Here is a 25147-nt window from a genome sequence, read left to right on the forward strand (position 1 = left end):
ATACTCCCAACGTAGAGAGAGCCCCCACCCGGCGCTTCGCGCCGACCTCCCCCGCAAGCGGGAGAGTTGAGCGAGCCTGTGGCCCAATCGATCCAACCCCTAACTACTGATCAATCTGATCCGCGGCTCATGCCGCCGCTGGGCCTTGCGCACATACATGGCCGCGTCGGCTTCCTCCAGCGCGCGGCCTGCCTCGGCGTGAGATCCAAGCAGCGCGACGCCGGCGGAGGCACCCGCATTCACGCGCTGGTCGCGAAAGACAAAGGACAAATCGTCGATCGCCTGCTCGAAAGCTGCGGCCTTGGCCCTGGCATCGGTCTCGCTGAGGTTCCACAACAGCAGCGCAAACTCGTCGCCGCCGAGGCGGCCGACCACGTCGGAGGCGCGGACCTGCCGCGTCAGCGTGCCGGCGATCGCCTTGAGCACCTCGTCGCCGGCAGCGTGACCGAAGGAGTCGTTGATGGGCTTCAGGCGGTCGACGTCGAGCACGATCAGCGCGCCACGGGCGGCGTAGCGCGTCATGTAGGCAATCGCACGGTGCAGCTCACGCTCGAAGCCGCGCCGGTTCGGGATGCCGAGCAGAAAGTCCGTGTCGGCGGCAGCCTCCAGCTCGTCGATGCGCCGCTGGGCCTGGGCGAGCCTGGTGCGCAGGTTGCGGATGATCGCCTTGGCGTTCTTGGCCTCTCCGGTGGTCACAGCGGGCTGGCCCGCCGACCGGGCCGCGCGCCTGGCCGCGGGTTTGGCTCGGCTCCCGCTGCTTTTCCGGGCCTTTTTTGCCTTCGCAGCGATCGCCCTTTTTGGTTTCTTCATGGGCGTCCTGCTCAATGAAGGCTTGCGGGGATTCACCAAGACAGGATAGTGCATTCCCTTCTCCTTGCCACCGCCTTGCGAGCCGCCGGCCGGAACCGATAATCTGGCCTATGTTTCTGTATTCCCGAGCACAATTGACGTCATGACCGCGCCGATCGCCATCATCATGGGAAGCCAGTCGGATTGGGACACGATGCGGCATGCCGCCGATACGCTCACAGCGCTCGGCGTCGCCTGCGAAAGCCGCATCGTCTCGGCCCACCGCACCCCGGACCGGCTGTTCACCTTTGCCAAGGGCGCCAAGGCCGAAGGCTTCAAGGTCATCATCGCCGGCGCCGGCGGTGCTGCGCATCTGCCCGGCATGACGGCGGCGCTGACGGAACTGCCGGTGTTCGGCGTTCCCGTCGAATCCAAGGCGCTGAGGGGCGTCGACTCGCTCCACTCGATCGTGCAGATGCCCGCCGGCATCCCGGTCGGCACGCTCGCCATCGGCAAGGCGGGCGCAATCAACGCTGCGCTGCTGGCCGCCGCCGTGCTGGCCCTATCCGATCCGGCCCTCTCAGACCGCCTTGTGGCCTGGCGCAAAGCGCAGACCGACGCCGTGGGCGAGCGCCCGGAGGACAAGGCGTGACTGGCACCAAACGGGTGAAGCTGAAGCCCGGCGACACCATCGGAATCCTCGGCGGCGGACAATTGGGACGGATGCTTGCGATGGCCGCGGCGCGGCTCGGCTTGCGCTGCCAGGTGTTTTCGCCCGACCCGGACTCACCGGCCTTCGACGTCGTGCTCAACGCGACCTGCGCGGAATATGCCGACGTCGAGGCGCTTGAGCTGTTCGCGAACGACGTCGACGTCATCACCTACGAGTTCGAGAACGTGCCGGCCGCGGCCGCGCTGGTGCTGGACGCGCGCCGCCCCGTGCTACCCAACCGCAAGATCCTCGAGACCACCCAGGACCGGCTGGCCGAGAAGGAATTCATCACCCGGCTCGGGATCGGCACCGCTGCCTATGCCGACGTCACCTCGGTCGCATCGTTGCGCGAGGCAATCGTCAGGATCGGGCTTCCGGCCGTGCTGAAGACGCGCCGCTTCGGCTATGACGGCAAGGGCCAGGCCATCATCCGCGAGGGCGACGAGATCGCGAAAGTGTGGACCGGCCTCGGCACCAAGTCGGCGATCCTCGAAGCCTTCGTGCCGTTCGAGCGCGAGATTTCCGTGATCGCCGCGCGCTCGGCCGAAGGCCAGGTCGAGTGTTTCGACGTCACCGAGAACGAGCACCGCGATCACATCCTCAAGATCTCGCGCGCGCCGGCCGAGATTCCGGATGCTCTTGCCGAGGAGGCGCGCAACGTCGCCGGCAAGATCGCCGACGCGCTCGATTATGTCGGCGTGCTGGCAGTCGAGATGTTCGTGCTCGCCAACGGCACGGGACCGAAGGTGCTGGTGAATGAGATTGCGCCGCGCGTGCATAATTCCGGGCACTGGACGCTCGACGGCGCGTCCGTCTCGCAGTTCGAGCAGCATATCCGCGCCATCGCCGGCTGGCCGCTCGGCAAGCCCGTGCGGCACGGCGAGGTCGTCACCATGACCAACCTGATCGGCGACGAGATCAACCGCTACACAGAGTGGCTCACGGTCCCCGGAGCCACCGTACACCTCTACGGGAAGGGCACACCCAAGCCGGGCCGCAAGATGGGCCACGTCACCGAGGTCGCGCCCGCCCGCGGCAAGTAAGGGGACCGCGGCGCTGCGCGATCCCCCTAAAGCGCGATCATCGTCGCACTTTAGATTTTTATTTGAGCATGATCTCCGCGCAAACGCGTTCCGCGTTTGTCGCGAGGAAAAACCGCTTCACACTTTGCGCTAACGCGGCCCTCCGGGTCCGGATCATGCTCCGACGATCACGCGGTCTTCACACCGGCGACGACGCCGGCCGGCTCTTCGCTGAGCCAGCGATAGATCACGCCGCCGAGTGCGCCGCCGATCAGCGGCGCAAGCCAGAACAGCCACAGTTGCGCCAGCGCCCAGCCGCCGACGAACAAGGCGGGCCCGGTGCTGCGCGCCGGGTTCACCGACGTGTTGGTGACGGGAATGCTGACGAGATGGATCATCACCAGCGCAAGCCCGATCGCGAGTGGCGCGAAGCCCGCAGGCGCCCTTCCATGCGTGGCACCCATGATGATGAACAGGAACATCATGGTCATCACCACTTCTGTGATGAAGCACACCACCATGCCGTACTGGCCCGGCGAATGCGCACCATAGCCGTTCGACGCAAAGCCCTTGGTGACGTCGAAGCCCGGGGCGCCGCTGGCAATCACATAGAGCAGCGTTGCCGCGACAATCGCGCCGATGACCTGCGCGACGATATAGGGCAGGATCTGTCCGGTCGGGAACCGGCCGCCCGCGGCAAGACCGACCGTGACGGCCGGGTTGAGGTGGCAGCCCGAGATATGGCCGATCGCGTAGGCCATGGTGACGACGCTCAGGCCGAACGCCAGGGACACGCCGACCAGGCCGATGCCGACCTGCGGAAAGCCGGCTGCGATCACCGCGCTCCCGCACCCTGCGAATGTGAGCCAAAAGGTACCGATGGCCTCGGCCGCATATTTCTTCATTTCCATGGACGTCTCCCCTGATTTCCGAGTTCTCCGGATCAAAGCTCCGGGAACGGCCCCGTCATTGGCGCCAAATCACCCAAATCAGGGCCACACGGGGGCATTTTTGCCCTATTTAATGGCTTATCTTGGCCCGAAAGGCCGCTTGGACGATGGACATCTCAGGTTTTGTCTGTTACATCCGCGCGCTCAAGGTTAAGGGCTTGTGCTTTCTGCCATCCCCTTTGACTTACCAGAATTCAAATCCGATCCACTGAAGAGGATGCCGCGTGCAGGTTCTCGTTCGCGATAACAATGTCGATCAAGCCCTCAAGGCGCTGAAGAAGAAGATGCAGCGCGAGGGTATTTTCCGCGAGATGAAGCTCCGCGGTCACTACGAAAAGCCCTCCGAGAAGAAGGCCCGCGAAAAGGCCGAAGCCGTGCGCCGCGCGCGCAAGCTGGCCCGCAAGAAGCTGCAGCGTGAAGGGCTGCTGCCGATGAAGCCGAAGCCGGTGTTCGGCGCTGGCCCCGGTGGCGAGCGTGGCGCTGGCGGCCGTGGCGGCCCGGGCGCAGGTCCGCGCGGACCGCGCTGATTTTGCTGTTCTTGCAAGACTGAGTTTTCGATGACGCGGGCCCCGGGCCCGCGTTATTGTTTTGTGAGCGGTGCCTTTTCTGGGACGGGGCACTACCGATGCGGCACCAGCGCGAGCGAATCCGTAGATGGACTCCCCTCTCCCCGAGCACAGCCCGGCACGGTCGTGCCGACCGTGGCGGCGCTCCGTCACACTTTCACTGATCGCGCTCGCACTGTCCGGCTGCTCGTTCGACCTGGGATCGCTGATGCCGGAGAAGGATAAGCCCCAGGACGCGCCCAAATCTGCTACCGCGCCTGCTGCTGCGCCCGCCGAAAGCGCGGTCAGCGCCGGCAATGTCGCTGAGGCCCAGAGCCATACGGCAAAGGGCCAGGCGCTTGCGAAATCGGGAGAGACGGCGGCGGCGCTCGAGGAGTTCAACCGCGCGGTCGCGCTCGATCCCTACAATGCGCACGCGCTCTATGGCCGTGCCCTGATCTATCAGGCGAGCAACGAGCACGAGTTCGCGATCGCGGATTTCAGCGCAGCGAGCGGGCTCAATCCCCAGAAGCCGGAGCCGCTGCTCGGCCGCGCCATCAGCTACCTCGCGGTGGGCAAGGTCAAGGAAGCCGCAGCCGACCTCGACGAGGCCTCCGAGGCCGACCCGCACAATGCGCAAGTCTGGACCACGCGGGGGCTCGCCTATGAGCGCCTCGGCGACAAGGCCAAGGCGGCGGCGTCCTACACCAAGGCGGTCGCGCTACGTCCACGCGACGATGCCGCGCGCAGCGGTCTGGCCCGTGTCGGCGGCTGAAGCGCGATGAGATTAAATGCAGTCGGCTGCCGGGGTCACCTCTCCCCGGCGGGGTGAGGTGATCAGCGCCTTGGGCTCACACCAATTCAACCAAAAGTCATCCCGCACTAGTCGGGGGTGACGCCCTTCGGCAGGACCGCGTGGAACATCGACTTGACGCCTGACAGCATCTCGTCGGCGACGTTGGTCTTTGCCTTCGGCATGGGACCGGCCGCATCGGCCCGCAGATCGAGCGGCGGTGCGATCACCACCGGGACCGGGATATCGGCCGGCGGTGTCAGCCGATTCGCATCATCCGAGCCGACGGACGCGGTGTAAGGTGGGTTCGACGACATCGGGGAACCATAAGCCTCCGGGCCCGGCGTCGACACCGTGATCGGCGGCGGCAGCGGCCGCACGGAAGGCGGGGCCGCCGTCACGAGCCGTGGCGCCTCCTGGACGCGCGGGGCTTCGCCCGCATGGGCCGTCTCCTGCGGGGCAGCCTCGGGCGACTTGCGCAGCCGCTCGATCGCTGCGCGGGCGAGATCGTTGGCGTCAGGGGTCGCGGCAGTCGATGCCGGAGCCTGAGTGGTCTCGGAGGCCGGTGCAGTAACGACCGGGGCCGGCGTTGCCTTGGCCATGGCCTTGCTGTCGCGGGATGGCGTCGACCGGCCGCGCGGCGTGGCGGGAGCGGCGGCGGTCTCGGCGTCAGCGGGCTTGGTCTCGGTCGGCTGGTCAGCGGCCTTGTTGTCAGCCGGCTTCTCGGCCGCCGGCTTGTCCGTCACGGTCTTCTCGGAGATGCCCTTCTCGGAAATGCCCTTCTCGGAAATGCCCTTGGCCTTCACTCCGGGCGCGGGGAGATTCGCGACCTCGGCAGGCTTGGCATCCTTCTTGGTCTGGGCAGGGGCAACCGCGGCAGCGGGAGTGTCGGGGGCCGGCCGGGCGTTGATGTAGTGATTAACGATGTACGCCCCGATGATCGTCGCGAGCACCGAGGGGAAGATATCCATGGAGATTTTAGTCAGGTATTTCAGCATTCCGGCCACTCCCCACACGGTCTGATGCGGGAACTTTGAGGCAATAGTAAGGGATCAACTGCGACGGATCGGTGGCAATTGGCAAGCCACTTTTACGGTTTCAGCTCGACTTCAAGGAACACGATCTCTGTTGCAGTTTCGTTAAGCACGTCGTGCGCGACACCGGCCTTGCGGAAGTAGGACTTGCCCGCCGAAAGCTGCGCCTTGGAGCGCTCGCCAGTGGGTGCCACGATGGTCATCTCACCCGCGGTGACCGGAACAATCACGTAGTCCATCCCGTGAATGTGATGACCGGTGGCGCCGCCGGGCGGGAGCCGCCACTGGGTGACCCGGACCTCGTCGTTGTCGACCTGAACCTCGGATTTGGCGGCCAGCATTCCCGTTCTCCCGACTAAGGCGCGATGATTCGTCATCGCGCTTTAGGTTGTTGTTTGCGCATGATCTTTTCGGAAAACCGCTTCACACTTTGCGCTAACGCGGCCCTCCGGGTCCGGATCATGCTTATGGCACGAACACCATGAATACGTAGACGGCAAATACCACCATATGGACCAGTCCGAACAGGACGTTGGTTCTGCCGGTGCCGAAGGTCAGCATGCTTAGGAAGAAGGTCAGGAGCAGCAGGACGCTGCCCTGGGGGCTGAGGCCGAGCTCGAGCTCCTTGTCGAGTGCATAGGTGGCGATGCCGACCGCCGGGATCGTCAGCCCGATGGTCGCGAGCGAGGAGCCCAGCGCCAGATTGATGCTCTTCTGGAGGTCGTTCTTGCGCGCAGCGGCAATCGCTGAGACGCCCTCGGGCAACAGGATCAGGAGCGCGACGAGCAGGCCCGCGAACGCCGGCGGCGCACCGATCCTGGCTGCGACCGCGTCGACCACCAGCGAGAACTTCTTCGCCAGCAGCACCACGGCCAAGAGCGAGATCAGGAGCAGCACGACGCTGAGCAGGAACAGCCCGCCCGACAGATGGGCCTCACCGCCCTCGCCTTCCGCGGCCTCGTTGACGAAGTAATCCCGGTGCAGGACGGTCTGGGTGTAGAGGAACACGCCGTAGAGCGCGAGCGTGACGACGTCGACGAAGCCGAGCTGGATCGACGAGTAGAACGGTCCCGGCGTGGTGACCGTGTAGTTCGGCATGATCAGCGTGATGGTCGCGAGCGCAAACAGCACGCTGAGATAGACGTTGGCGCCGGAGACTTGAAAGCCCTGTTCGCGATAGCGCAGGCCGCCGATGAACACGCAGACGCCGACCAGCCCGTTGCAGACGATCATGACGACCGCGAACACGGTGTCGCGCGCCAGCTCCGGGGCCGGCTTCTCGCCCAGCATGATCGTGGTGATCAGCGCCACCTCGATGATCGTCACCGCGAGCGTCAGCAGCAGCGTTCCATAGGGCTCGCCGACCCGTTCGGCGATCACTTCGGCATGATGAACGGCCGCGAACACCGTGCCGAACAGGATCACCAACAGGACAATTGCGAAAACGAAGCCGCCGGGCGACAGAGTGAATGTGTAGTCCGCCGCCGTCACGGCAACGAACAACAGCACGGCCAGCGCGGGAAAGATCCAGGCCGACCGGGGCATCGGGCTATGCGCGCTCATCAATGTCTTCCAGTTGCGTCACCCGAGACGTACCAAATCGGCCAGCAGATTCAATGCCAGTGCAGGATCGGCGCAACCGGCAGGATGGTGAGCAGCAGGAACAGCGGGATCAGCACCGCACCCGCGCGCAACAGATAGCCGAAGAAGCTCGGCATCTCGATGCCGCTCTCGTTCGCAATGCTGCTCACCATGAAATTCGGCGCGTTGCCGATATAGGTGAGCGCCCCCATGTAGACCGCCCCCATGGAGATCGAGGCAAGCGTGCCGGAGAGCTCGTTCATCAACACCTGTGGATCGCCGCCGGCGAGCTCGAAGAACAACAGGTAGGTCGGCGCATTGTCGAGGAAAGCCGACATCAATCCGGTGAACCAGAAATAGGCCACCTCGCGCGGGCTCCCGTCCGGCGCCGTCACCGCCGACAACAGCCAGGCGAACGCACCGTGATGGCCGGCATCGAGCATGGCGATGACCGGAATGATGGCGACGAAGATTGCCGCAAAGAGCTTTGCGACCTCGCGGATCGGCTCCCAGGTGAAGCCATTGGCCTGCCGGTGCTCGTCGGGCGTCAGCCACATCGACAGACCCGCAATCGCCAGCAGCACCACATTGCGGACGATGCTCTCCAGCTCCAGCCTGGTTCCGAGAATGTCGAACGCGATGCCCGGCTTCCACATCGCCGACACGAGCAGGCTCGCGACGATGGCGGCGATCAGCGGGAGATTGATGAGGCCGCGGAGCCTCAGCGGCTCTCCGGGTCCTGTGCCGGTGGACAACGGCTCGCCGCGAAACCGCCAGACATCGACGACGGCGAAGATCGCGAGCAGGAATCCCGCAACGATCGCCGTCTGGAGCCAGAGATTCCGCGTGGTCCAGAAGAAGTCGACGCCATGCAGGAAGCCGACGAACAGCGGAGGATCGCCGAGCGGGCTCAGCGCGCCACCGACATTGGCGACCAGGATGATGAAGAAGATGACGACATGGGCGTTGGTGCGCCGCTGTCGATTGGCGCGGATCAGCGGGCGGATCAGGATCATCGCAGCGCCCGTGGTGCCGACGACGCTGGCCATCAGCGTACCCAGCGCGAGGATGCCGGTATTGACTCCCGGCGTGCCCTTGATGTAGCCGCTGATAAGGATGCCGCCGGCCACGACATAGAGCGAGAACAGCAGCACGATGAAGCCGAGATATTCGGCAAGCATGGCGTGAACGAGCGCGCCCAGCGTCGCCATGCCGCCTGCGAGCCAGACCAGCGAGATGAGCGCCAGCACCGACCAGGCGGCGGCGATCTTGCCGTAATGGTGATGCCAGAACTTCGGAAAGAAGAGCGGCCCGAGCGCGATCGACAGCAGGAGGCCGGCAAACGGCAGCGCGTAGGGCCAGCGCATCGCCGCGCCGTCGAGCCCGGCCGCGGCAGAGGCCTGCTGCGGCAACAGCGCGAAGATCAAAGCGATGAGCGGACCCACGCATCTCGGGACGAGGCCTCTAGGATGCAATGAAGTGCCTCGCCGTTTCGATTGCACCGAAGGAATCGAGATTATCGTGTCCGCCGCCCGGAAAGCGTACGAACTGTTTTGGCTCGTGCGCGAGCGCGAACAGACGCTCTCCGAAGACGATGGGAATGACAAGGTCATTGGCGCCATGCATGATCAGCAGCGGCACCGTGACGCGCGCAATCCGCTCGTCGGAGCGAAACCGATCGCGCATCAGGAGGCGGACCGGAACGAACCAGAATGCCGACGCAGCGACGTCGACCGTCGAGGTGTAAGGCGCTTCCAGGATCAATTTGCCTATCGGATGCTCGGATGCAACCGCGACGGCCACGCCGCTCCCGAGCGAGAAGCCCCAGACGACGATCCGTTCCGCCGCATAGTGCGCGGTGGTGAAGGCATAGGCGGCCGCGGCATCGCGCAGCAGGCCCTGTTCGCTCGGCGCACCGCCGGAGCCGGCATAGCCGCGATAGGACAGCGCGACGAGGCCGGTGCCGTCAGCCGTCATCGCCCTGAAGCGGCTGACGAGGCCGGCAAGAAAATCGCCATTGCCGGGGAAGAAGAGGATCACGGGACGGCCAGGCTTTGCCGGCACGTGCCAGATGATGACCTTTTCGCCGTCCGATGTCGTGAGCACGTGCTCTTCCGCCTCGGGAAAGCCTGCGGCATCAGGCAGCGTTCGACCGACCGGCGGGATCGGGAACAGCATGTCGCGCTGCCTCACATACAGCACGACGAGACCGGCGAGATAGCCGGTCGCGATGACGATCGCGATCCACTTCAGGAATGTCATGGCTGCACAGCCGATCCGTAGCTCAAGCCTTGCGACGGCTTCGCAGCAATTTCAGGACGTCGGACCGTATGCTTGCCGGAATCTCGCGGCAACCGCACGCCGCCCTGTGGGCCACGTGCCATTCGATGCGCTGCGCCCGCGTCGCCGCCTTGAGTGTCGCTTTGGGCGGCATGCGATGGGACCGGTGCCATTCCTTGTTGATGGCCACCGTCCGCTCCTAGCGCGTTGTTACATCGCCTTGACGATGTTCTCGGTGACCTTCTTGGCGTCGCCGAGCAGCATCATGGTGTTGTCGCGATAGAACAGCGGATTGTCGATGCCGGCGTAACCCGAGGCCAGCGAGCGCTTGATGAACATCACCGTGCCCGCCTTCCAGACCTGGAGCACCGGCATGCCGTAGATCGGCGAGGTCTTGTCCTCTTCGGCGGCAGGGTTGGTGACGTCGTTGGCGCCGATCACGAAGGCGATGTCGGCCTGCGCGAATTCGGAGTTGATGTCCTCGAGCTCGAACACCTCGTCATAGGGCACGTTGGCTTCGGCCAGGAGCACGTTCATGTGGCCGGGCATGCGGCCCGCGACCGGGTGGATCGCGTACTTCACCTCGACGCCTTCCTTCTTCAGCATGTCCGCCATCTCGCGCAACGCGTGCTGGGCCTGCGCCACCGCCATGCCGTAGCCGGGCACGATGATGACTTTGGAAGCATTCTTCATGATGAAGGCGGCATCGTCGGCCGAACCGAGCTTCGCCGGCTTCTGCTCACCGGTCGCCCCGCCGGCCGCCGCGGTCTCGCCGCCGAAGCCGCCGAGGATGACCGAGATGAAGGACCGGTTCATCGCGTGGCACATGATGTAGGACAGGATCGCGCCCGACGAGCCGACCAGCGCGCCGGTGATGATCAGCGCGGAATTGCCGAGCGTGAAGCCGATGCCGGCCGCGGCCCATCCCGAATAGGAGTTCAGCATCGAGATCACGACCGGCATGTCGGCGCCGCCGATCGGGATGATCATGAGCACGCCGAGCGCCAGCGCCAGGATGACATTGAGCCAGAAGAACACCGGGCTGCCGGTGACGACGAGTCCGACGATGCAGGCGACCAGTGCGACCGCGAGCGCGATGTTGATGAGGTGCCGCGCCGGCAGGATGATCGGCGCGCCGCTCATGCGGGCCGACAGCTTCAGGAACGCGATCACCGAGCCGGTGAAGGTCAGCGCGCCGATGGCGACGCCGAGCGACATTTCGACCAGGCTCTGGGTGTGGATGTTGCCGGGGGTGCCGATGTCGAAGGCTTCCGGCGCATAGAACGCGCCGGCGGCGACCAGCACCGCGGCCATGCCGACCAGCGAGTGGAATGCGGCGACCAGCTCCGGCATCGAGGTCATCGGCACGCGGCGCGCGATGACCGCGCCGATCGCCGCACCGATGGCGATGCCGACGATGACGAGCAGCCAGGCGAGGCCGTCGGCCGGCGGATGGTTGGCAAGCGTGGTGGCGACCGCGATCGCCATGCCGATCATGCCGAACAGGTTGCCCTGGCGCGAAGACGCCGGGCTGGAAAGGCCGCGCAGCGACAGGATGAACAGCACACCCGCCACGAGATACAACAATGCAGAGAGATTAGCGTTCATCTCAGGTCCCCATCTGTCCCATCAGCCCGAGGTGGCCGCTTACTTGGCCTTCTTCTTGTACATCGCCAGCATGCGCTGGGTGACAAGGAAGCCGCCGAAGATATTGATGCAGGCAAAGATCAGCGCGATGAAGCCGAAGCCGCGCGCCCAGCCCGAGCCGCTCGACACGTTCGCAACGCCGCCCGCGAGCAGCGCGCCGACCACGATCACCGAGGAGATCGCGTTGGTGACGCTCATCAGCGGCGTATGCAGCGCCGGGGTCACCGACCACACCACGAAATAGCCGACGAACACCGCCAGCACGAAAATCGACAGCCGGAAGATGAAGGGATCGACGACCTGTGCGACATGCTCCATGGTTTCTCTCCTTGAGCCCAATTAAGCCGACTTGGGCTGGAAGTTCGGGTGGATGACGGCGCCGTCCTTGGTCAGCGCGGTCGCCTTCACGAGCTCGTCGTCCCAGTTCACGGCAAGCTTCTTCTCTTTCTTGTCGATCATGGTCTCGATGAAGGAAAACAGGTTGCGCGCGTAGAGGCCGGAGGCCGAGGCAGCGACGCGGCCGGCGACATTGGTGTAGCCGACGATCTTGATGCCATCGAGATCGACGACCTCGCCCGGCTTGGCGCCCTCGACATTGCCGCCGCGCTCGACGGCGAGGTCGACCAGCACCGAACCCGGCTTCATCGACTTGACCATCTCCGCACTGACGAGCTTCGGCGCGGGCCGGCCCGGGATCAGCGCCGTCGTGATCACGATGTCCTGCTTCTTGATGTGCTCGGCGGTCAGCGCGGCCTGCTTGTCCTGGTACTCCTTGGACATTTCCTTGGCGTAGCCGCCGGCGGTCTGCGCGTTCTTGAACTCCTCGTCCTCGACGGCAAGGAATTTGGCACCGAGCGATTCGACCTGCTCCTTGGTGGCAGGGCGCACGTCGGTTGCGGTGACGATGGCGCCGAGACGGCGCGCGGTCGCGATCGCCTGGAGGCCGGCGACGCCGACGCCCATCACGAACACTTTTGCGGCGGGCACGGTGCCGGCCGCGGTCATCATCATCGGGAAGGCGCGACCGAAGGCTTCGGCGCCCTCGATCACGGCACGGTAGCCGGCAAGGTTCGCCTGCGACGACAGCACGTCCATCACCTGGGCGCGCGTGATGCGCGGCATCAGCTCCATGGCGAAGGCAGCGATACCGGCATCGGCCATCGTCTTCAGCGCGGTGTCATTGCCGTAGGGATCCATGATGGCGACGACCAGCGCGCCGCGCTTGTACTGGCCAAGCTCGGACGCCTCGGGGCGCTTCACCTTGATGATGATGTCGGCATCAGCAAGCGCATCGGCACTGACGGTGGCACCGGCGGCGGTGTAGTCGGAATCGAGCAGGCCCGACTTGACGCCGGCACCGGGCTCGACGGCGATCTCGGCGCCCAGAGCCTTGAACTTCTTCACCGTATCCGGCGAAGCGGCGACCCGCGGCTCGGACGGATCGATTTCCTTGGCAACGGCAATCTTCATGGGCCCTCCGGCGGCGCGGGAAAGCGCGCACGCGAACTTAGCGTTACTCCCGCAACGTTGGATACCGGTTTTAGAACCGGCTTGGATGCAAATTTTCTGAGCAACCGCCGCCTTTGGCGGTGCAGCCGACGATGGATCAGGTCAGGAAGATCGCCATCAGGATGACGATGAGCGCGACCGTGGCCGTGCCATACTTCACCAGCTTGATGAAGCCCTCATAGGTCTGCTCGTGGGCAACGTAGTCGTTGCCGTCGGCGGTGGTGTACGCCACTTCGCTATGGTCAGCCATGGATGTCCCCAGTCGAAAGTCGAATTCCCGGCTGGCATTACCGCAATCCGCCGGGCAGGGCAACGGCACAGCTGCGCAGTTTTCCCGCAAATCGGCTCATTTGGAATCCTGATTGTCGGGACCGGGGAAGACGGCCGCCGCCTAGCCCTGATCAAGCGCGGTGACCATGACGGGCGCAATTTGAGGCTGCTGCACCGGCAAGCCGAGCGCCCCGCGGACGGCGTCGATCGCCGGCTCGCCGACGTCGGTAAATCTGGCTGTGCGGGGATCGACGCCGGACCCGACCGCCACGGGATTGTCGCCGCACAGGAAGCCGTGGGTCATGTGGAACCCGAGCGCGCGGTAAACCTCGAACTGCTCCTCGGAGAAGAACTGATCGCCCGTGGTCTCGTGCGGGAAGGTGGCGTGGCGCCGCGCATAGTCACGAATGTAGTCGTTCTCGTCACCGGTCAGGGACGACTTGATGTAGACGAGAAAACCTTGGTCGCTGCCGCCATAGTCGATCGTGCCGATCGCGACGTGAACGTCATCCTGCGGCCCATCATCACGCCGATGCTGACAAGGGGGCGGCTCGCCGCTGGTATTGCGCGCCATCAACGCACGCGTGCGCTCGCGGATCGGCGTCCACGGCAGATCGATCCTGACGCCGAGATCGATGCGGGCGTAGCGCTGCAGCGTCATCAGCGAAGCAAAATTCATGGGCGTGTCCGCCTCTGCGTCCACGGCGAGGATCACTCTGCAACGCCGGCGCAACAGCTCGTAGACGCCGAGATTTTCGATGTGCCCACCGTCGGTGAGATAAACCCCATCGCTGTTCTCATAGAGGCGACCGGAGATTTCGGACCAGAAATAGAGCGGCGAGAAACGATGGAACGAGCGCGCATTCACGTAACGCGGATTCCGCAGCCAATAGCCGAGCCGTACGTTGAGAAGGGCGAGCGTCGGCGTCAAAGCCTTGATCGAGCTCGATCCCATGTTGGAGGATGCTGCGGCTCCCGAGATCGCCATGGCGGTAGCAAGGTCGAGACTTTGCTCGACTTTCTCGAGGGCCAGGGTCGTCGCGTATCCGGTCGCCTCGCTGCCGACGTTGCGCGGCGAAAACACGAAGAAGTCGGCATTGCGGCCGCGCCTGTTGGCGAAATCCGATCCCTGGATGTTCAGCGCGGTGTTGATCAGGTGGTAGGGCGCGCTCAGCTTCGGCCCGGCATTCGGGTCGTCGGCGTTGGCGACGGCATAGAGGTCGCTCAGCTTCATGCGGTCGAGCGGCTTGAAATCGCGGCCCTGGTCGAGACTGGCTTCCGCGCGCGCGATATCGCCGTCGGCGGACCGGGTCGGATCGAACAGGAACGCCTTGCTCAGCCGGTCACGGTAGAGCCTGTGCAGTGAGTTCGCGTTCGGCGTCAGAAGCAACGAGACGATCAACAGCAAGGCGCCCGTCAAGACATACAGGATGACCATCGGCAGACTGAAGGAATAAGCAAGCTCTGAAGCCTTCCCCTGGAACTGGCTAGGGAATTGTGCGTGGAAGATGTCGCCCACCCGCTTTGCGGCGGACAGCAGCCATCCGGGGGCGTGCCAGGTCGGCGTCAGCCGCTCCGTGTCATCCACAACGCGGGGCGCTGCCTTCGGTTTGATCTCGGCGGACAAGGTCCCGGAATCTGCGTCGAACTGGATCTTGCCGGCGAGGCTTCCCTGCGAGGAAGCGGCCGACCTGGCACTGACGAGGCATTCGCGCTGGGTGGGGGACGGTGGGCATCGTTCGAACAGGTCGTTGGCGATACCCCAGTACGACAAATACAAGTACGCGACCCAGATGATCAGAGGCAACGCCAGGCCTGCGATCCAGAGTGCGGCCTTGGCGACGATTGCAAGCACCAGCGATCCCCACTGCGAGGACACGCCGTTTCCCTTCAGGAGCTCGGCGAACTGCTGCCGGAAAGCCGTGACGAACACGCCGATCGGCGCGGCAATGGCTGCGAGCGACTTGATCCAGGTGATCGTAGCGCCGGCAACCGGCCCGCCGATCACGCTGCTATCGGCCGCATCGAACATTTCGCGCAGCATGAAGGGCTGAAATTCGAAGAAGGCGTTCACTGCCAGCACCACGAGGAAGGTTGCGCCTGCGCTTGGCAGGTGCGAGCGGAATTCCTGACGCTTCTCCGGACTGGCAAATGATCGGACAACTGCCCAAATGAAGAATAGGACGACCCCGAGAATCCCTATCGCCAGCGTCAAAGCGAAGTTCTTCACCTGAAGCAGGCGGGCGAAGTCGCAGGCGACGCCGACGAGGAGCGCGATGCCGGCGAGATAGGCGAATACGATGCTTGGCCCGCTTCCCCTCTCGGACCGAGAACTCAGATAGGTCAGCCCGCTACAGACAAGCAGGATCAGCGCGAGAACGGCGCCGATGGCCGTAAACCCGTAACGGTTCACGATGCTGAAATCGTGCAGCTCACACAATTTGTCATCGCTGATGGCGACGCCGAACAGGGTCGCGACCGTCAGGCAATGACGCGTCGGCGTCGACCAGATCGTGACCGCAGCCAGCATCAGGACGATCGGCAGGGTGAGGCCGATATTGGCGATCAACCCGCGCACCACGATCGCTATCCCGGTCAGGAGATCGCGCACGCCGGCGGGGATCAGATAGTTGGAGTAGTTCCTGATGTGCCCGACCGACGGCGTATCGCTGATCTCGCAGGCGGTCGCCGTGTCGCCCGCCGGCCGTTCTCCGAAAACAAAGCGTCTTGCGACGGTCATCGTCGCACCGAGCGAGGTGCCGATATATCCGCCGCCCGATACGGTTGACAAATAGTCGATCCGGCCGAACAGGTTGTGATGGTTCAGCGCCTGGAGAACGCCGAGACAGAGGGCCGAGGAGCGGATCCCGCCACCGGACAGGGCGAGGCCCGTGACGTCGAGCATCTGGCAGGGTTGCAGATCGTCGATCCGGAGCTGGCGCGTACCCTCGCGACGCGTGTTGATGGCTTCGATCTCGTCGCGAACGATCCGGTCATGCTTTTCGCACCAGGGCCTATCGTCGGCGGATGCGGCTTTCCGGGCTTCTAGCGGGGCAGTCGACTGGACCTGATCAAGCATGCTCTCCCCCAACGGCAGAGCGATAAACAATCACTGGTTGTAGAATGGATTTTGAAAACCTTATACGAATTAGTCTTGCCGCCCGCGCGAACGTTCAATCCCACGTAGCAGGGTCTCCGGACCTGTCTCGAAGGTCGCCTGGAAATGGGCGGGCTGAAAAAGAAAAAAGAGGGCGCGAAGGCTGCAAGATGCGCTGAACTGCAGGGCAATGACGTCGTTCGAGACCGGTTCCACCGAGACGGGAGGCACCTGCGGCACTGCGTCCACGAGCTCATAGCCGAGCTCGCGAAAAAATGTCGCAGCCATGAGACGCGGACCAATCCCGTTGAGAGGGCTGACGCGGCCAGGCCGCTTCAGCCCATCGCCTCCAGCTCGTCGATCATGCCGGCGATGACGCTTAGGCCGCCGTCCCAGAACTTGGGATCCTTGGCATCGAGCCCGAACGGGCGCAGCAACTCGGAATAATGCTTGGTGCCGCCGGCAGCGAGCATGTCGAGATAGCGCTCGGCAAAGCCCTCAGCGGCATTCTCGTAGACCGCATAGAGCGAGTTCACGAGGCAGTCGCCGAAGGCATAGGCGTAGACATAGAACGGCGAATGGATGAAGTGCGGGATGTACATCCAGTAATTCTCGTAGCCCGCCTTGATCTCGATCGCGGGACCCAAGCTTTCGCCCTGCACCGAAAGCCAGATCTCGCCGAGCCGCGTCGCGGTGAGCTCGCCGTTCTTGCGCTCGCTATGTACGGCGCGCTCGAACGAATAGAACGCGATCTGCCGCACCACGGTGTTGATCATGTCCTCGACCTTGCCGGCGAGCAGCGCCTGGCGCTGTTTTGCATTCTTGGTCTGTGCAAGGAGCCGCTTGAACGTGAGCATCTCCCCGAAGACGCTGGCGGTCTCGGCCAACGTCAGCGGCGTCGGCGCCATCAGCGCGCCGTTCCTGGCCGCCAGCACCTGGTGCACGCCGTGGCCGAGCTCGTGCGCAAGCGTCATCACGTCGCGCGGCTTGCCCTGATAGTTCATCAGCACGTAAGGGTGCGCCGACGGCGTAGTCGGATGCGAGAAGGCGCCCGGCGCCTTGCCGGGACGGACCGGCGCATCGATCCAGCGATCGCTGAAGAAGCGCTCGGCGATGTCGGCCATCTTGGGCGAGAAGCCGCGATAGGCCGTCAGCACCATGTTCCTCGCCTCGGGCCAGGCAATGGTGTCGGTCGCGGCAAAGGGCAGCGGCGCGTTGCGATCCCAATAGGCGAGCCGCTTCTTCTTGAACCAGCGCGCCTTCAGTCCGTAGTAGCGATGCGACAGTCTCGGATAGGCCGCGCGCACCGAGGCGACCAGTGCATCCACCACCTCGCGCTCGACGCGGTTGTTCAGATGGCGGGAATCCGCGACGTCCTTGAAGCCGCGCCAGCGGTCGGAGATGTCCTTGTCCTTGGCAAGCGTGTTGGTGATCAGCGCGAAGGTACGCTCATTGGCCTTGAAGGTTTTTGCCAAGGCTTCCGCCGCGGTCTTGCGCTTGGCGCCGTCGCGGTCCTGCAGGAGATTCAGCGTCGGCTCGATCGCAAGCTCTTTGGCGCCGACCTTGAAGCGCAGGCCGGAGATGGTCTGGTCGAACAGCCTGTTCCAGGCCGAATAGCCGGTCTGCGCCTTTTCCAGGAAGAGCTGCTCGAGCTTGTCGTCGAGCTGATACGGCTTCTCCTTGCGCAGATCCTCGATCCAGGGGCGGTAATGCGCGAGCTCGGAAGCCTGCATCGCGCGGGTCAAAATATCGTCATCGATCCGGTTGAGCTCGAGCGCGAAAAACAGAAGATGGGTGGAGGCGGCCGTCAGCCGCTCCGACACGTCGCCGTAAAACTTTGAAATCTTGGGATCAACACTGTCGCCGGCATGCACGAGCCCGGCAAAGGAGCCGAGCCGGCCGGCGAGATCGTCGATCGCCTCGTAACGCCGCACGGCCTCCGCGAGCCATTTTCCGCCATCTTCCTTTGCTGTCCCTGTCGCGAGCTTGCCCTTGTAGTCGGTCTCGAACGCGACGCAATCGGCATCCATCTTCTCCAGATCGCGCGCCACTTCCGGCGCGGTGATCCCGGAATAGAGATCGGCGAGGTTCCACTCCGGAAGCTTGCCGGCTTTGGTTGGAGCTTTGCCGGAGGGTTTTGCCTTGGCGGTGGCTTTTCTGGTGTTCGGCTTGCGGAGAACAGACGTGCTAGAAGCGGGCTTGTTAAGAGCGGACTTGTTAAGAGGGGACTTGAAGCGCGAAGTCATTGTGCTGGAAACCTGTGTTCAACGTTCGCAATGGATGGGGTCAGCAAGGTTTAAGAGTGCGTTAATCGGCTTCGGCCAGAGTGCCCCGATTCGAGACAGATAGTTGTAGCGTGCGGGGAACACCATGGCTGCCAGTATTTTGATTGCCGATGACGACGCCGTCGCGCGCCGCCTGGTCGAGAACATGGTGCAGAAATGCGGCTATGAAACGATCATCGTCGATTCCGGCGATGCCGCGCTCGCCGCCCTCACCGCCCCCGACGCACCGGCGGTCGACGCCGTCATCCTCGATCTCGTGATGCCCGGCCTCGACGGTATGGGCGTCCTGGCAAAGATCCGCGAGGCGGGCCTCAGCGTGCCCGTCATCGTACAGACCGCGCATGGCGGCATCGACAACGTGATCTCGGCGATGCGTGCAGGCGCGGCCGACTTCGTGGTCAAGCCGGTCGGCATGGAGCGGCTCCAGGTCTCCTTGCGCAACGCGCTCAACGCGTCCGCGCTGAAGGGCGAATTGCAGCGCATCCGGCACAGCCGCGAGGGCCGGCTGACGTTTTCCGACATCATCACGCGCAGCGACGCGATGGCGCATGTGATGCGTGCCGCGCAGAAGGCGGCAAATTCTTCGATTCCCGTCCTGATCGAAGGCGACTCCGGCGTCGGCAAGGAGATGTTCGCGCGCGCCATCCATGGCAGCGGCGAGCGCAAGGCAAAGCCGTTCGTCGCAGTCAATTGCGGCGCGATTCCCGACAATCTCGTCGAGTCGATCCTGTTCGGCCATGAGAAGGGCGCCTTCACCGGCGCGACCGAACGGCACGCCGGCAAATTCGTCGAGGCCCATGGCGGCACCCTGTTTCTGGACGAGGTCAGCGAGCTGCCGCTGACCGCGCAGGTCAAGCTGTTGCGCGCGCTGCAGGAAAGCGCGGTCGAGGCCGTCGGCGGCCGCAAGCCGGTCAAGGTCGACGTCCGCATCATCTCCGCGACCAACCGCAAGCTCCTGGACCGGGTGAAGCAGGGCCACTTCCGCGAGGATTTGTTCTACCGCCTTCACGTGCTGCCGCTGACGATCCCAAGCCTGCGCGCGCGGCGCGAGGACATCCCGCATCTCTTGCGGCATTTCCTGGCGCGGTTCGCTGCCGAAGAGAACCGCCCGATCACCGGCATCAGCGGCGAGGCGATGGCGCATCTCGCCACGCTCGACTGGCCCGGCAACATCCGCCAGCTCGAGAACGCGGTCTATCGCGCGGTGGTCATGAGCGAGGGCGACCAGCTTGGTCTGGACGATTTCCCGCTGCTCGCCGGGCATCCGCATCAGATGAGCGACGCCCCGACGGCCCCGCTGATCCTGGAGCCGGTCGCGTCCACAGTCCCCGCCATGATCTCAGGTAACGAAATACCGATCGCCCCGTTGCCTGCCGCCGGCTCGCTCGCGATGCTGACCAGCACCGGAGAAGTACGGCCCCTGGAGGAAATGGAAAACGAAATCATCCGCTTCGCGATCTCGCATTACCGCGGACAGATGTCGGAGGTCGCGCGCCGCCTCAAAATTGGCCGCTCCACGCTCTACCGCAAACTCGACGAAGCCGGCGTCCAAGGACATGGCGGCAAAAGCGGTGAGGAGACGCACTGAGCGGGCTCGCGCAACGACGTTCTCTATTGTGGCCCAAACGGGGCGCAAGTCCTTCGCATTGCGTACGATTTGAACCGTGACCGGGAAGTGACAGACAAAGGGAAAAGCGCGTGGCAGAAGCGCACAATCCGTTGCCAAGAGGCTTCCTTGAAGTCAGTTTGTCGTGAGTTGTCCCTGGTAGCGCTGGCTGCAAAAACGGGGCCTGTATATCGTCTGCGTACGTATAGAGAGTCGTGGCGTGCAGGCGTGCAACTTTCGAGAAGCCGGCGCGGTTAGCCGAAGCTCATAGACGATAACGAAGCTGCTCCAAGAGGGGCAGTTCACCCGGGGTGCGACACAATGCGTGACTGTTTGAACCACCGTGCAGGCTTCGACCGCGTGCTGATGACGGTCGCGGCGACCTTCCTCACGGTGTCGGCCACTTCGGCGCTGGCCCAGGACCAGGCGCGCAGCAGCGCCGCGGAGCTCGCGATCGAAGCCGCGATCCCGCGCCCCGAACCGGCCAACGTCCCGCCGCCGACCGCCGCCGACATCAAGCTCGACACCACGGCCACGGTGCAGGAGCCGACCAAGGACGCGACCAGCAAGGAGCCCGTGAAGGCGGAAGCCACACCAGCGCCCGAGAAAGTAGAAACCAAACCTTCCGACGTCGCCACGACGCCCGCCACTGAGGCGCCGAAGAGCGAGACGGCGAAGACCGAACCCGCCAAAACTGAACCGGCGAAAGCCGAAGCTGCGACCGCGCCGGCAGCTCCCGCGGCGCCTGCGACCGCTGCAGCACCAGCCGAGCCGCCGAAGGATGTCGCCAAGGAGCCGGCCTCCGAGCCGGTGAAGGCCGCGAGCAACGTTCCCGCCGCCGACCAGCCGGCTGCCGACAAGATCAAGGACGCGCTCAGCGCCAAGAGCTCGCGCTATTTCGATCGCAAGAACGAGCGCGCCGCCGTCGAGAAGTTTTACGGCGGGCGCGACTTCGCGCCGGTCTGGACGCAGGGCGGCAGCCTCTCCGCCGCCGCCAAGGGCGTGATCGCGCGGCTGAAGGATGCGGCCTCCGACGGCCTCAACGCCGCCGACTACCCGGTACCGGATTTCGCCGCGGCCACGACGCCCGATGCGCTCGCCGAGGCCGAGCTCAAGCTCACCGCCAGCATGCTGGACTATGCGCGCCAGGCGCAGAGCGGCCGCATGCACTGGTCGCAGGTCAGCGCCGATATCCTCTATCCCGAGCATCCGATCGACCCGAGCGAGGTGCTGACCAAGGTCACGACCGCGACTGATGCGTCGGCGACGCTCGACAGCTACAACCCGCCGCAGAAGCTCTACAAGGAGCTCAAGGCGAAGCTCGCCCAGCTCCGCGGCCAGGGCGAAGGCCCGGTGATCGAGATCACCGATGGCCCGGCGCTGAAGTACACGCCGGCACGCGGCAAGAAGCAGGCGGAAGTCGTGGTGCAGGATCCGCGCGTGCCGCAGCTCCGCGCCAAGCTCGGCATCACCGAGAACGCCAACGACGACCACTATGATGCAACGGTTGCGGAAGCCGTGCGGAAATTCCAGGACGGCGCCGAGATGAAGGCGACCGGCGTGCTCGATGCGCCGACCGTGAGGGCGCTGAACAGCCCGAAGCGCGACAAGCAGATCGACACCGTGCTCGTGAACATGGAGCGCTGGCGCTGGCTGCCGCGCGATCTCGGCGTGCCGTCGCTCGGCGATGCCTACGTCATCCTCAACATTCCCGACTACACGCTGAAGGTGATGCAGCGCGGACAGCAGGTCTGGACCACGCGCGTGGTCACGGGCAAGCCCGGCACGCACGCCACCCCGCTGCTCAGCGAGACGATGAAGTACATCACGGTCAACCCGACCTGGAACGTGCCGCCGTCGATCGTCTACAACGAATATCTGCCGGCACTGCAGCAGGACCCGACCGTGCTCCAGCGCATGGGCCTGCGCCTCGAGCAGAACCGCGACGGCTCCGTGCACATCTCACAGCCGCCGGGTGAAGCCAACGCGCTCGGCCGCATCCGCTTCAACTTCCCGAACAAGTTCCTGGTCTATCAGCACGACACGCCGGACAAGCATCTGTTCGCCAGGGAAGACCGTGCATTCAGTCATGGCTGCATGCGGGTGCAGAATCCGGATCAGTATGCCTCGGTGCTGCTCAATATCGCGATGCCGAACGAGCACTACACGCCGGAGCGCATCCGCGGCATGTACGGCTCCAGCGAGATCGACCTGAAATTCCCCACCCCGATCCCGGTCAACATCACCTACCAGACCGCGTTCGTGGATGACGGCGGCAAGCTGCAATTCCGCAAGGACGTCTATGGCCGCGACGCGACCATGATCAACATCCTGAAGAACGGCCGCGGCAAGGACCTCGAGAACGTCGTCGCGCATTCCCAGCCGAGCTACTCGCGGCCTGCCACGACCCTGCCCTCCGGCGTCGCGGTGGCGAACAGTGGCTTCGGTGGCGGCTTTTCGTCCGGCCCGTCGTTCTTCGAGCGGCTGTTCGGCGCGCCGACCCCGCCGCCGGCTCCGGTCGGCCGGCGTCAGCAGCGCGTTTTCACCCGCTGATCCCTACCAGCGGGCCTCGCGCCTAAGAATAAATTCCTCAATGAAATCAACGGCCCCGTCATCTGACGGGATCGTTTAACGTTAACCATTCTCCACCAGATCCGCCGCGAGGGGCGTTTTTTCGCCACACTCGACCGGTTAGGTCTGTACCCTGACTTGGGTTTTTCGACTTGGGTTTTCAACTTGGGATCCCTCTTGGGATTTCGTTGGGGTTGGGGGCGGGAAGGTAAACTTCAAATTAACCTTCTCGCTTTAAGAAAGCGTTCATCCTCTTTCGCGCGCTAGCGGGGTTGGCGGGAGAGTCCATTGAACGCTCGTCGACTGGGTGGGCTCATTCGTGCTGGCTGGTTTCGCACGCCAATTCGTTGCGGTGTCGTTGTCCCATGCGGGAATCAGGGCCGGATCCCGGATCGGCCTGACCTCGCTGCTTTTGCTTGCCGGCGCCGGCTCCGTTCACGATGCGACCGCGCTGAACGAGACCCGCACCCTCTCCTTCCACCATACCCATTCCGGCGAAGACCTCACCGTCACCTTCAAGCGCGACGGGCGCTATGACGAGGCCGCGCTGAAGCAGCTCAATCACTATCTCCGTGACTGGCGCAGCCAGGACGAGACCGTGATGGACCGCCACCTCTTCGATATCCTCTGGGAAGTCTATCGCGACGTCGACGGCAAGCAGCCGATCCAGATCGTCTCCTCCTACCGCTCCCCCGCCACCAACGCCATGCTCCGCCGCCGCTCATCAGGAGTGGCGCGCTTCAGCCAGCACATGCTGGGCCATGCGATGGACTTCTACATTCCCGGCGTGCCACTGGAGCAGATCCGCTTCGCGGGGCTCCGCCTGCAACGCGGCGGTGTCGGCTTCTACCCGACCTCCGGCTCGCCTTTCGTACATCTGGACACCGGCAGCATCCGGCACTGGCCGCGCATGACGCATGACCAGCTCGCCCGTGTCTTCCCGGACGGCCGCACGGTGCACCTGCCGACCGATGGCACGCCGCTGAAGGGCTATGAGCTCGCCAGGGCCGACATCGAGCGGCGCGGCAATGGCGACGACGCGGCGACGATCGGCAAGCCGGGCTTCCTGGCGGCGCTGTTCAGGGGCAAGTCGGCCCCCAGCAGCGACGAGGATGACGAGGGCGCGCCGGCCGTCAGTGCGAAGCCGGCGGCGCCGACCGTGGTTGCGGCAGCCGCGCCTGCCAAGACCACTGAGAAGACCGCCGATCCGGTGCCGACGCCGCGCGCCAAGCCGCAAGTTGCGGCCGCACTCCAACTCGCCGCGGCCGACATGCAGGTCGTGCAGCCGGCCAAGCCGAAGGCAGCTCCTGCCGCCGACAAATCGGCTGAGGCCAAATCAACTGAAACGAAGCCGCAGACGCCCGCCGACATCATCAACGCCCGCGGCTTCTGGGATGCGCCGGCGGCTCCACAGCAGGCGACGCCGGCCCAGGTCGCGGCGCTCAGGGCACGCCAGGCGCTGGCATCGGCGACCGATCCGCAGGCGACCGCAAGCGTTTCTTCCTCGGCCTACCAGGCGCTGGCCTATGCGCCGGCCGCCGCTTCTCCGGTTGACCGCGCCAACGTCGTCGCCGCCTCCGCGCCGATCCCGCGCGCGGGCCGCCCCAGTTCCGCGACCCGCAGCCTCGCCCAGGCGACCGAGATCAACACCGTCGTTGCGAAGGGCGCGCAGGGCATGATCGCCACCTCGACGCGACTCTCCGCCGCCAAGGGCGAGAGCATGTGGCTCAAGATCGTGATGCTGGCGCCGAGCGCCAGCCGCTCGATGTCGGTGACGCTGATGGGCGATGTCGACATGGCCGCGATGCGCGCCTATTTCGTCAAGCCCCAGGCCGTCATCGCGATGGGCTTCACGGACGATCCGATGCAGGGCATGTCCTGCGACAGCTTCTCGGGCTCGGCGACCACCAAGCTCGAGACGACGTCCTTCGTGGTGCGCACCGCCGCGCTGCGCTGATTGCTCCTCCCCACTCTCCGCAAATTCGACGTCGTCCTGCCGAAGCCCATGGGCTTTCGCCAGGACGACGTCGGAACTATCTCCGGCCGCGGCGGTCGAGGTGATATGTGAGCGCCAGCGACAGGCAGACCGCGAGCGGCTGCTTCGCCAGCGCGCCCGCCAGCGGCAACAGCAGCGCGCGGTTCTGCCTATATTCGAACTGGTTTGGAAACCGCTCGCGAAAACTCTCGATCAGCGTTGTCTTGCAGTTGAACAGAACTGCGGCATGATCATCGGACTCCTTCACGCGACCGAGCCGGATGGTGCTGCCGCTTCCGCTTCGCTCGGTCAGATAGGACGGCTCGCCCCATTTCAGCGTCTCGGTCAGCGGACCGACGTCGTCATGCGCCTTGGCCGTTGCAAAGATCAGCTTGCGGACGTCGAGAAGTCGCCGGCGCACCAGCGGCGGAAAAGCCTCGAAGGCTCGGCTCACCTCGCGCGGCAATGGCGGCTCAGTCAC

22 protein-coding genes are annotated in these 25147 nt (G+C 64.6%); 7 read left to right on the forward strand and 15 right to left on the reverse strand.

Going from position 1 to position 25147, the window contains the following annotated elements; translation table 11 throughout:
- Positions 1-99: 99 nt before the first annotated feature.
- A complete protein-coding gene (locus tag NLN62_RS12790) occupies positions 100-810 on the reverse strand; it encodes a GGDEF domain-containing protein (RefSeq protein ID WP_254109032.1) in 711 nt (236 codons plus the stop codon).
- A gap of 142 nt (positions 811-952) precedes the next feature.
- Between NLN62_RS12790 and purE the strand changes: the two genes are divergently transcribed.
- Both purE and NLN62_RS12800 read left to right on the forward strand, forming a co-directional pair.
- A complete protein-coding gene (gene purE, locus NLN62_RS12795) occupies positions 953-1441 on the forward strand; it encodes a 5-(carboxyamino)imidazole ribonucleotide mutase (RefSeq protein ID WP_027525174.1) in 489 nt (162 codons plus the stop codon).
- Positions 1438-2544: a 5-(carboxyamino)imidazole ribonucleotide synthase gene (locus NLN62_RS12800; protein ID WP_254109033.1), complete on the forward strand. Its 1107-nt coding sequence runs from the start codon at positions 1438-1440 to the stop codon at positions 2542-2544. Before purE ends, NLN62_RS12800 begins: the two co-directional genes overlap by 4 nt.
- Positions 2545-2711: 167 nt before the next feature.
- Here NLN62_RS12800 and aqpZ read toward each other — a convergent pair whose 3' ends face one another.
- Complete coding sequence (gene aqpZ / locus NLN62_RS12805) at positions 2712-3434, reverse strand: aquaporin Z (RefSeq protein WP_027525172.1); 723 nt, start codon at positions 3432-3434, stop codon at positions 2712-2714.
- Positions 3435-3697: 263 nt separating this feature from the next.
- Here aqpZ and rpsU point away from each other — a divergent pair, with 263 nt between their 5' ends.
- The gene (gene rpsU, locus NLN62_RS12810) at positions 3698-4000 is read left to right on the forward strand and encodes a 30S ribosomal protein S21 (RefSeq protein WP_027525171.1); all 303 of its coding nucleotides are present in this window, start codon (positions 3698-3700) and stop codon (positions 3998-4000) included.
- Between the two features lie 127 nt (positions 4001-4127).
- Positions 4128-4793 (forward strand): tetratricopeptide repeat protein, encoded by a 666-nt coding sequence (locus NLN62_RS12815; protein ID WP_027525170.1) that lies wholly within the window; start codon positions 4128-4130, stop codon positions 4791-4793.
- A gap of 107 nt (positions 4794-4900) precedes the next feature.
- On the opposite strand, the gene NLN62_RS12820 is transcribed toward NLN62_RS12815, so the two are convergent.
- The 12 genes from NLN62_RS12820 to NLN62_RS12875 all read right to left on the reverse strand — a co-directional run bounded on the left by NLN62_RS12820 (position 4901) and on the right by NLN62_RS12875 (position 18475).
- Entirely contained in the window at positions 4901-5809 is a 909-nt protein-coding gene (locus tag NLN62_RS12820) for a hypothetical protein (RefSeq protein WP_254109035.1), read from the reverse strand.
- Between the two features lie 92 nt (positions 5810-5901).
- Positions 5902-6186 carry a cupin domain-containing protein gene (locus NLN62_RS12825; protein ID WP_254109036.1) on the reverse strand — a complete coding sequence of 95 codons (285 nt, stop codon included), beginning with the start codon at positions 6184-6186 and terminating at the stop codon, positions 5902-5904.
- A gap of 124 nt (positions 6187-6310) precedes the next feature.
- Entirely contained in the window at positions 6311-7408 is a 1098-nt protein-coding gene (locus tag NLN62_RS12830) for a calcium:proton antiporter (RefSeq protein WP_254109037.1), read from the reverse strand.
- A gap of 50 nt (positions 7409-7458) precedes the next feature.
- Entirely contained in the window at positions 7459-8793 is a 1335-nt protein-coding gene (locus NLN62_RS12835) for a sodium:proton antiporter (protein ID WP_371933124.1), read from the reverse strand.
- A 97-nt stretch (positions 8794-8890) separates the two neighbouring features.
- Positions 8891-9688: an alpha/beta hydrolase gene (locus NLN62_RS12840; protein WP_254109038.1), complete on the reverse strand. Its 798-nt coding sequence runs from the start codon at positions 9686-9688 to the stop codon at positions 8891-8893.
- Between the two features lie 22 nt (positions 9689-9710).
- On the reverse strand, positions 9711-9896 hold the full coding sequence (locus NLN62_RS12845) for a hypothetical protein (protein WP_027521934.1): 186 nt from the start codon (positions 9894-9896) through the stop codon (positions 9711-9713).
- 20 nt (positions 9897-9916) lie between these two features.
- Positions 9917-11314, reverse strand: a complete 1398-nt coding sequence (locus NLN62_RS12850) for an NAD(P)(+) transhydrogenase (Re/Si-specific) subunit beta (RefSeq protein ID WP_254109039.1) — start codon at positions 11312-11314, stop codon at positions 9917-9919.
- A 39-nt stretch (positions 11315-11353) separates the two neighbouring features.
- Positions 11354-11671: a proton-translocating transhydrogenase family protein gene (locus tag NLN62_RS12855; RefSeq protein WP_254099863.1), complete on the reverse strand. Its 318-nt coding sequence runs from the start codon at positions 11669-11671 to the stop codon at positions 11354-11356.
- A 21-nt stretch (positions 11672-11692) separates the two neighbouring features.
- A complete protein-coding gene (locus NLN62_RS12860; protein WP_254109040.1) occupies positions 11693-12823 on the reverse strand; it encodes a Re/Si-specific NAD(P)(+) transhydrogenase subunit alpha in 1131 nt (376 codons plus the stop codon).
- A gap of 136 nt (positions 12824-12959) precedes the next feature.
- A complete protein-coding gene (locus NLN62_RS12865; protein WP_027521930.1) occupies positions 12960-13112 on the reverse strand; it encodes an aa3-type cytochrome c oxidase subunit IV in 153 nt (50 codons plus the stop codon).
- Between the two features lie 141 nt (positions 13113-13253).
- On the reverse strand, positions 13254-16211 hold the full coding sequence (locus NLN62_RS12870; RefSeq protein ID WP_254109041.1) for a cell division protein: 2958 nt from the start codon (positions 16209-16211) through the stop codon (positions 13254-13256).
- A gap of 353 nt (positions 16212-16564) precedes the next feature.
- Entirely contained in the window at positions 16565-18475 is a 1911-nt protein-coding gene (locus NLN62_RS12875; protein WP_027521927.1) for a M3 family oligoendopeptidase, read from the reverse strand.
- A 124-nt stretch (positions 18476-18599) separates the two neighbouring features.
- Here NLN62_RS12875 and NLN62_RS12880 point away from each other — a divergent pair, with 124 nt between their 5' ends.
- From NLN62_RS12880 to NLN62_RS12890, 3 genes are all read left to right on the forward strand, one after another.
- Positions 18600-20102: a sigma-54 dependent transcriptional regulator gene (locus NLN62_RS12880; RefSeq protein WP_027521926.1), complete on the forward strand. Its 1503-nt coding sequence runs from the start codon at positions 18600-18602 to the stop codon at positions 20100-20102.
- 339 nt (positions 20103-20441) lie between these two features.
- Positions 20442-22673 (forward strand): murein L,D-transpeptidase, encoded by a 2232-nt coding sequence (locus NLN62_RS12885; protein ID WP_254109042.1) that lies wholly within the window; start codon positions 20442-20444, stop codon positions 22671-22673.
- 337 nt (positions 22674-23010) lie between these two features.
- The gene (locus NLN62_RS12890) at positions 23011-24648 is read left to right on the forward strand and encodes a DUF882 domain-containing protein (RefSeq protein WP_245287963.1); all 1638 of its coding nucleotides are present in this window, start codon (positions 23011-23013) and stop codon (positions 24646-24648) included.
- Positions 24649-24724: 76 nt separating this feature from the next.
- Here the strand turns inward: NLN62_RS12890 and NLN62_RS12895 are convergent, their stop codons facing one another.
- Positions 24725-25147, reverse strand: a complete 423-nt coding sequence (locus NLN62_RS12895; protein ID WP_027521923.1) for a DUF1801 domain-containing protein — start codon at positions 25145-25147, stop codon at positions 24725-24727.

Source organism: Bradyrhizobium sp. CCGUVB23, from assembly GCF_024199885.1.
Taxonomy (GTDB): Bacteria; Pseudomonadota; Alphaproteobacteria; order Rhizobiales; family Xanthobacteraceae; genus Bradyrhizobium.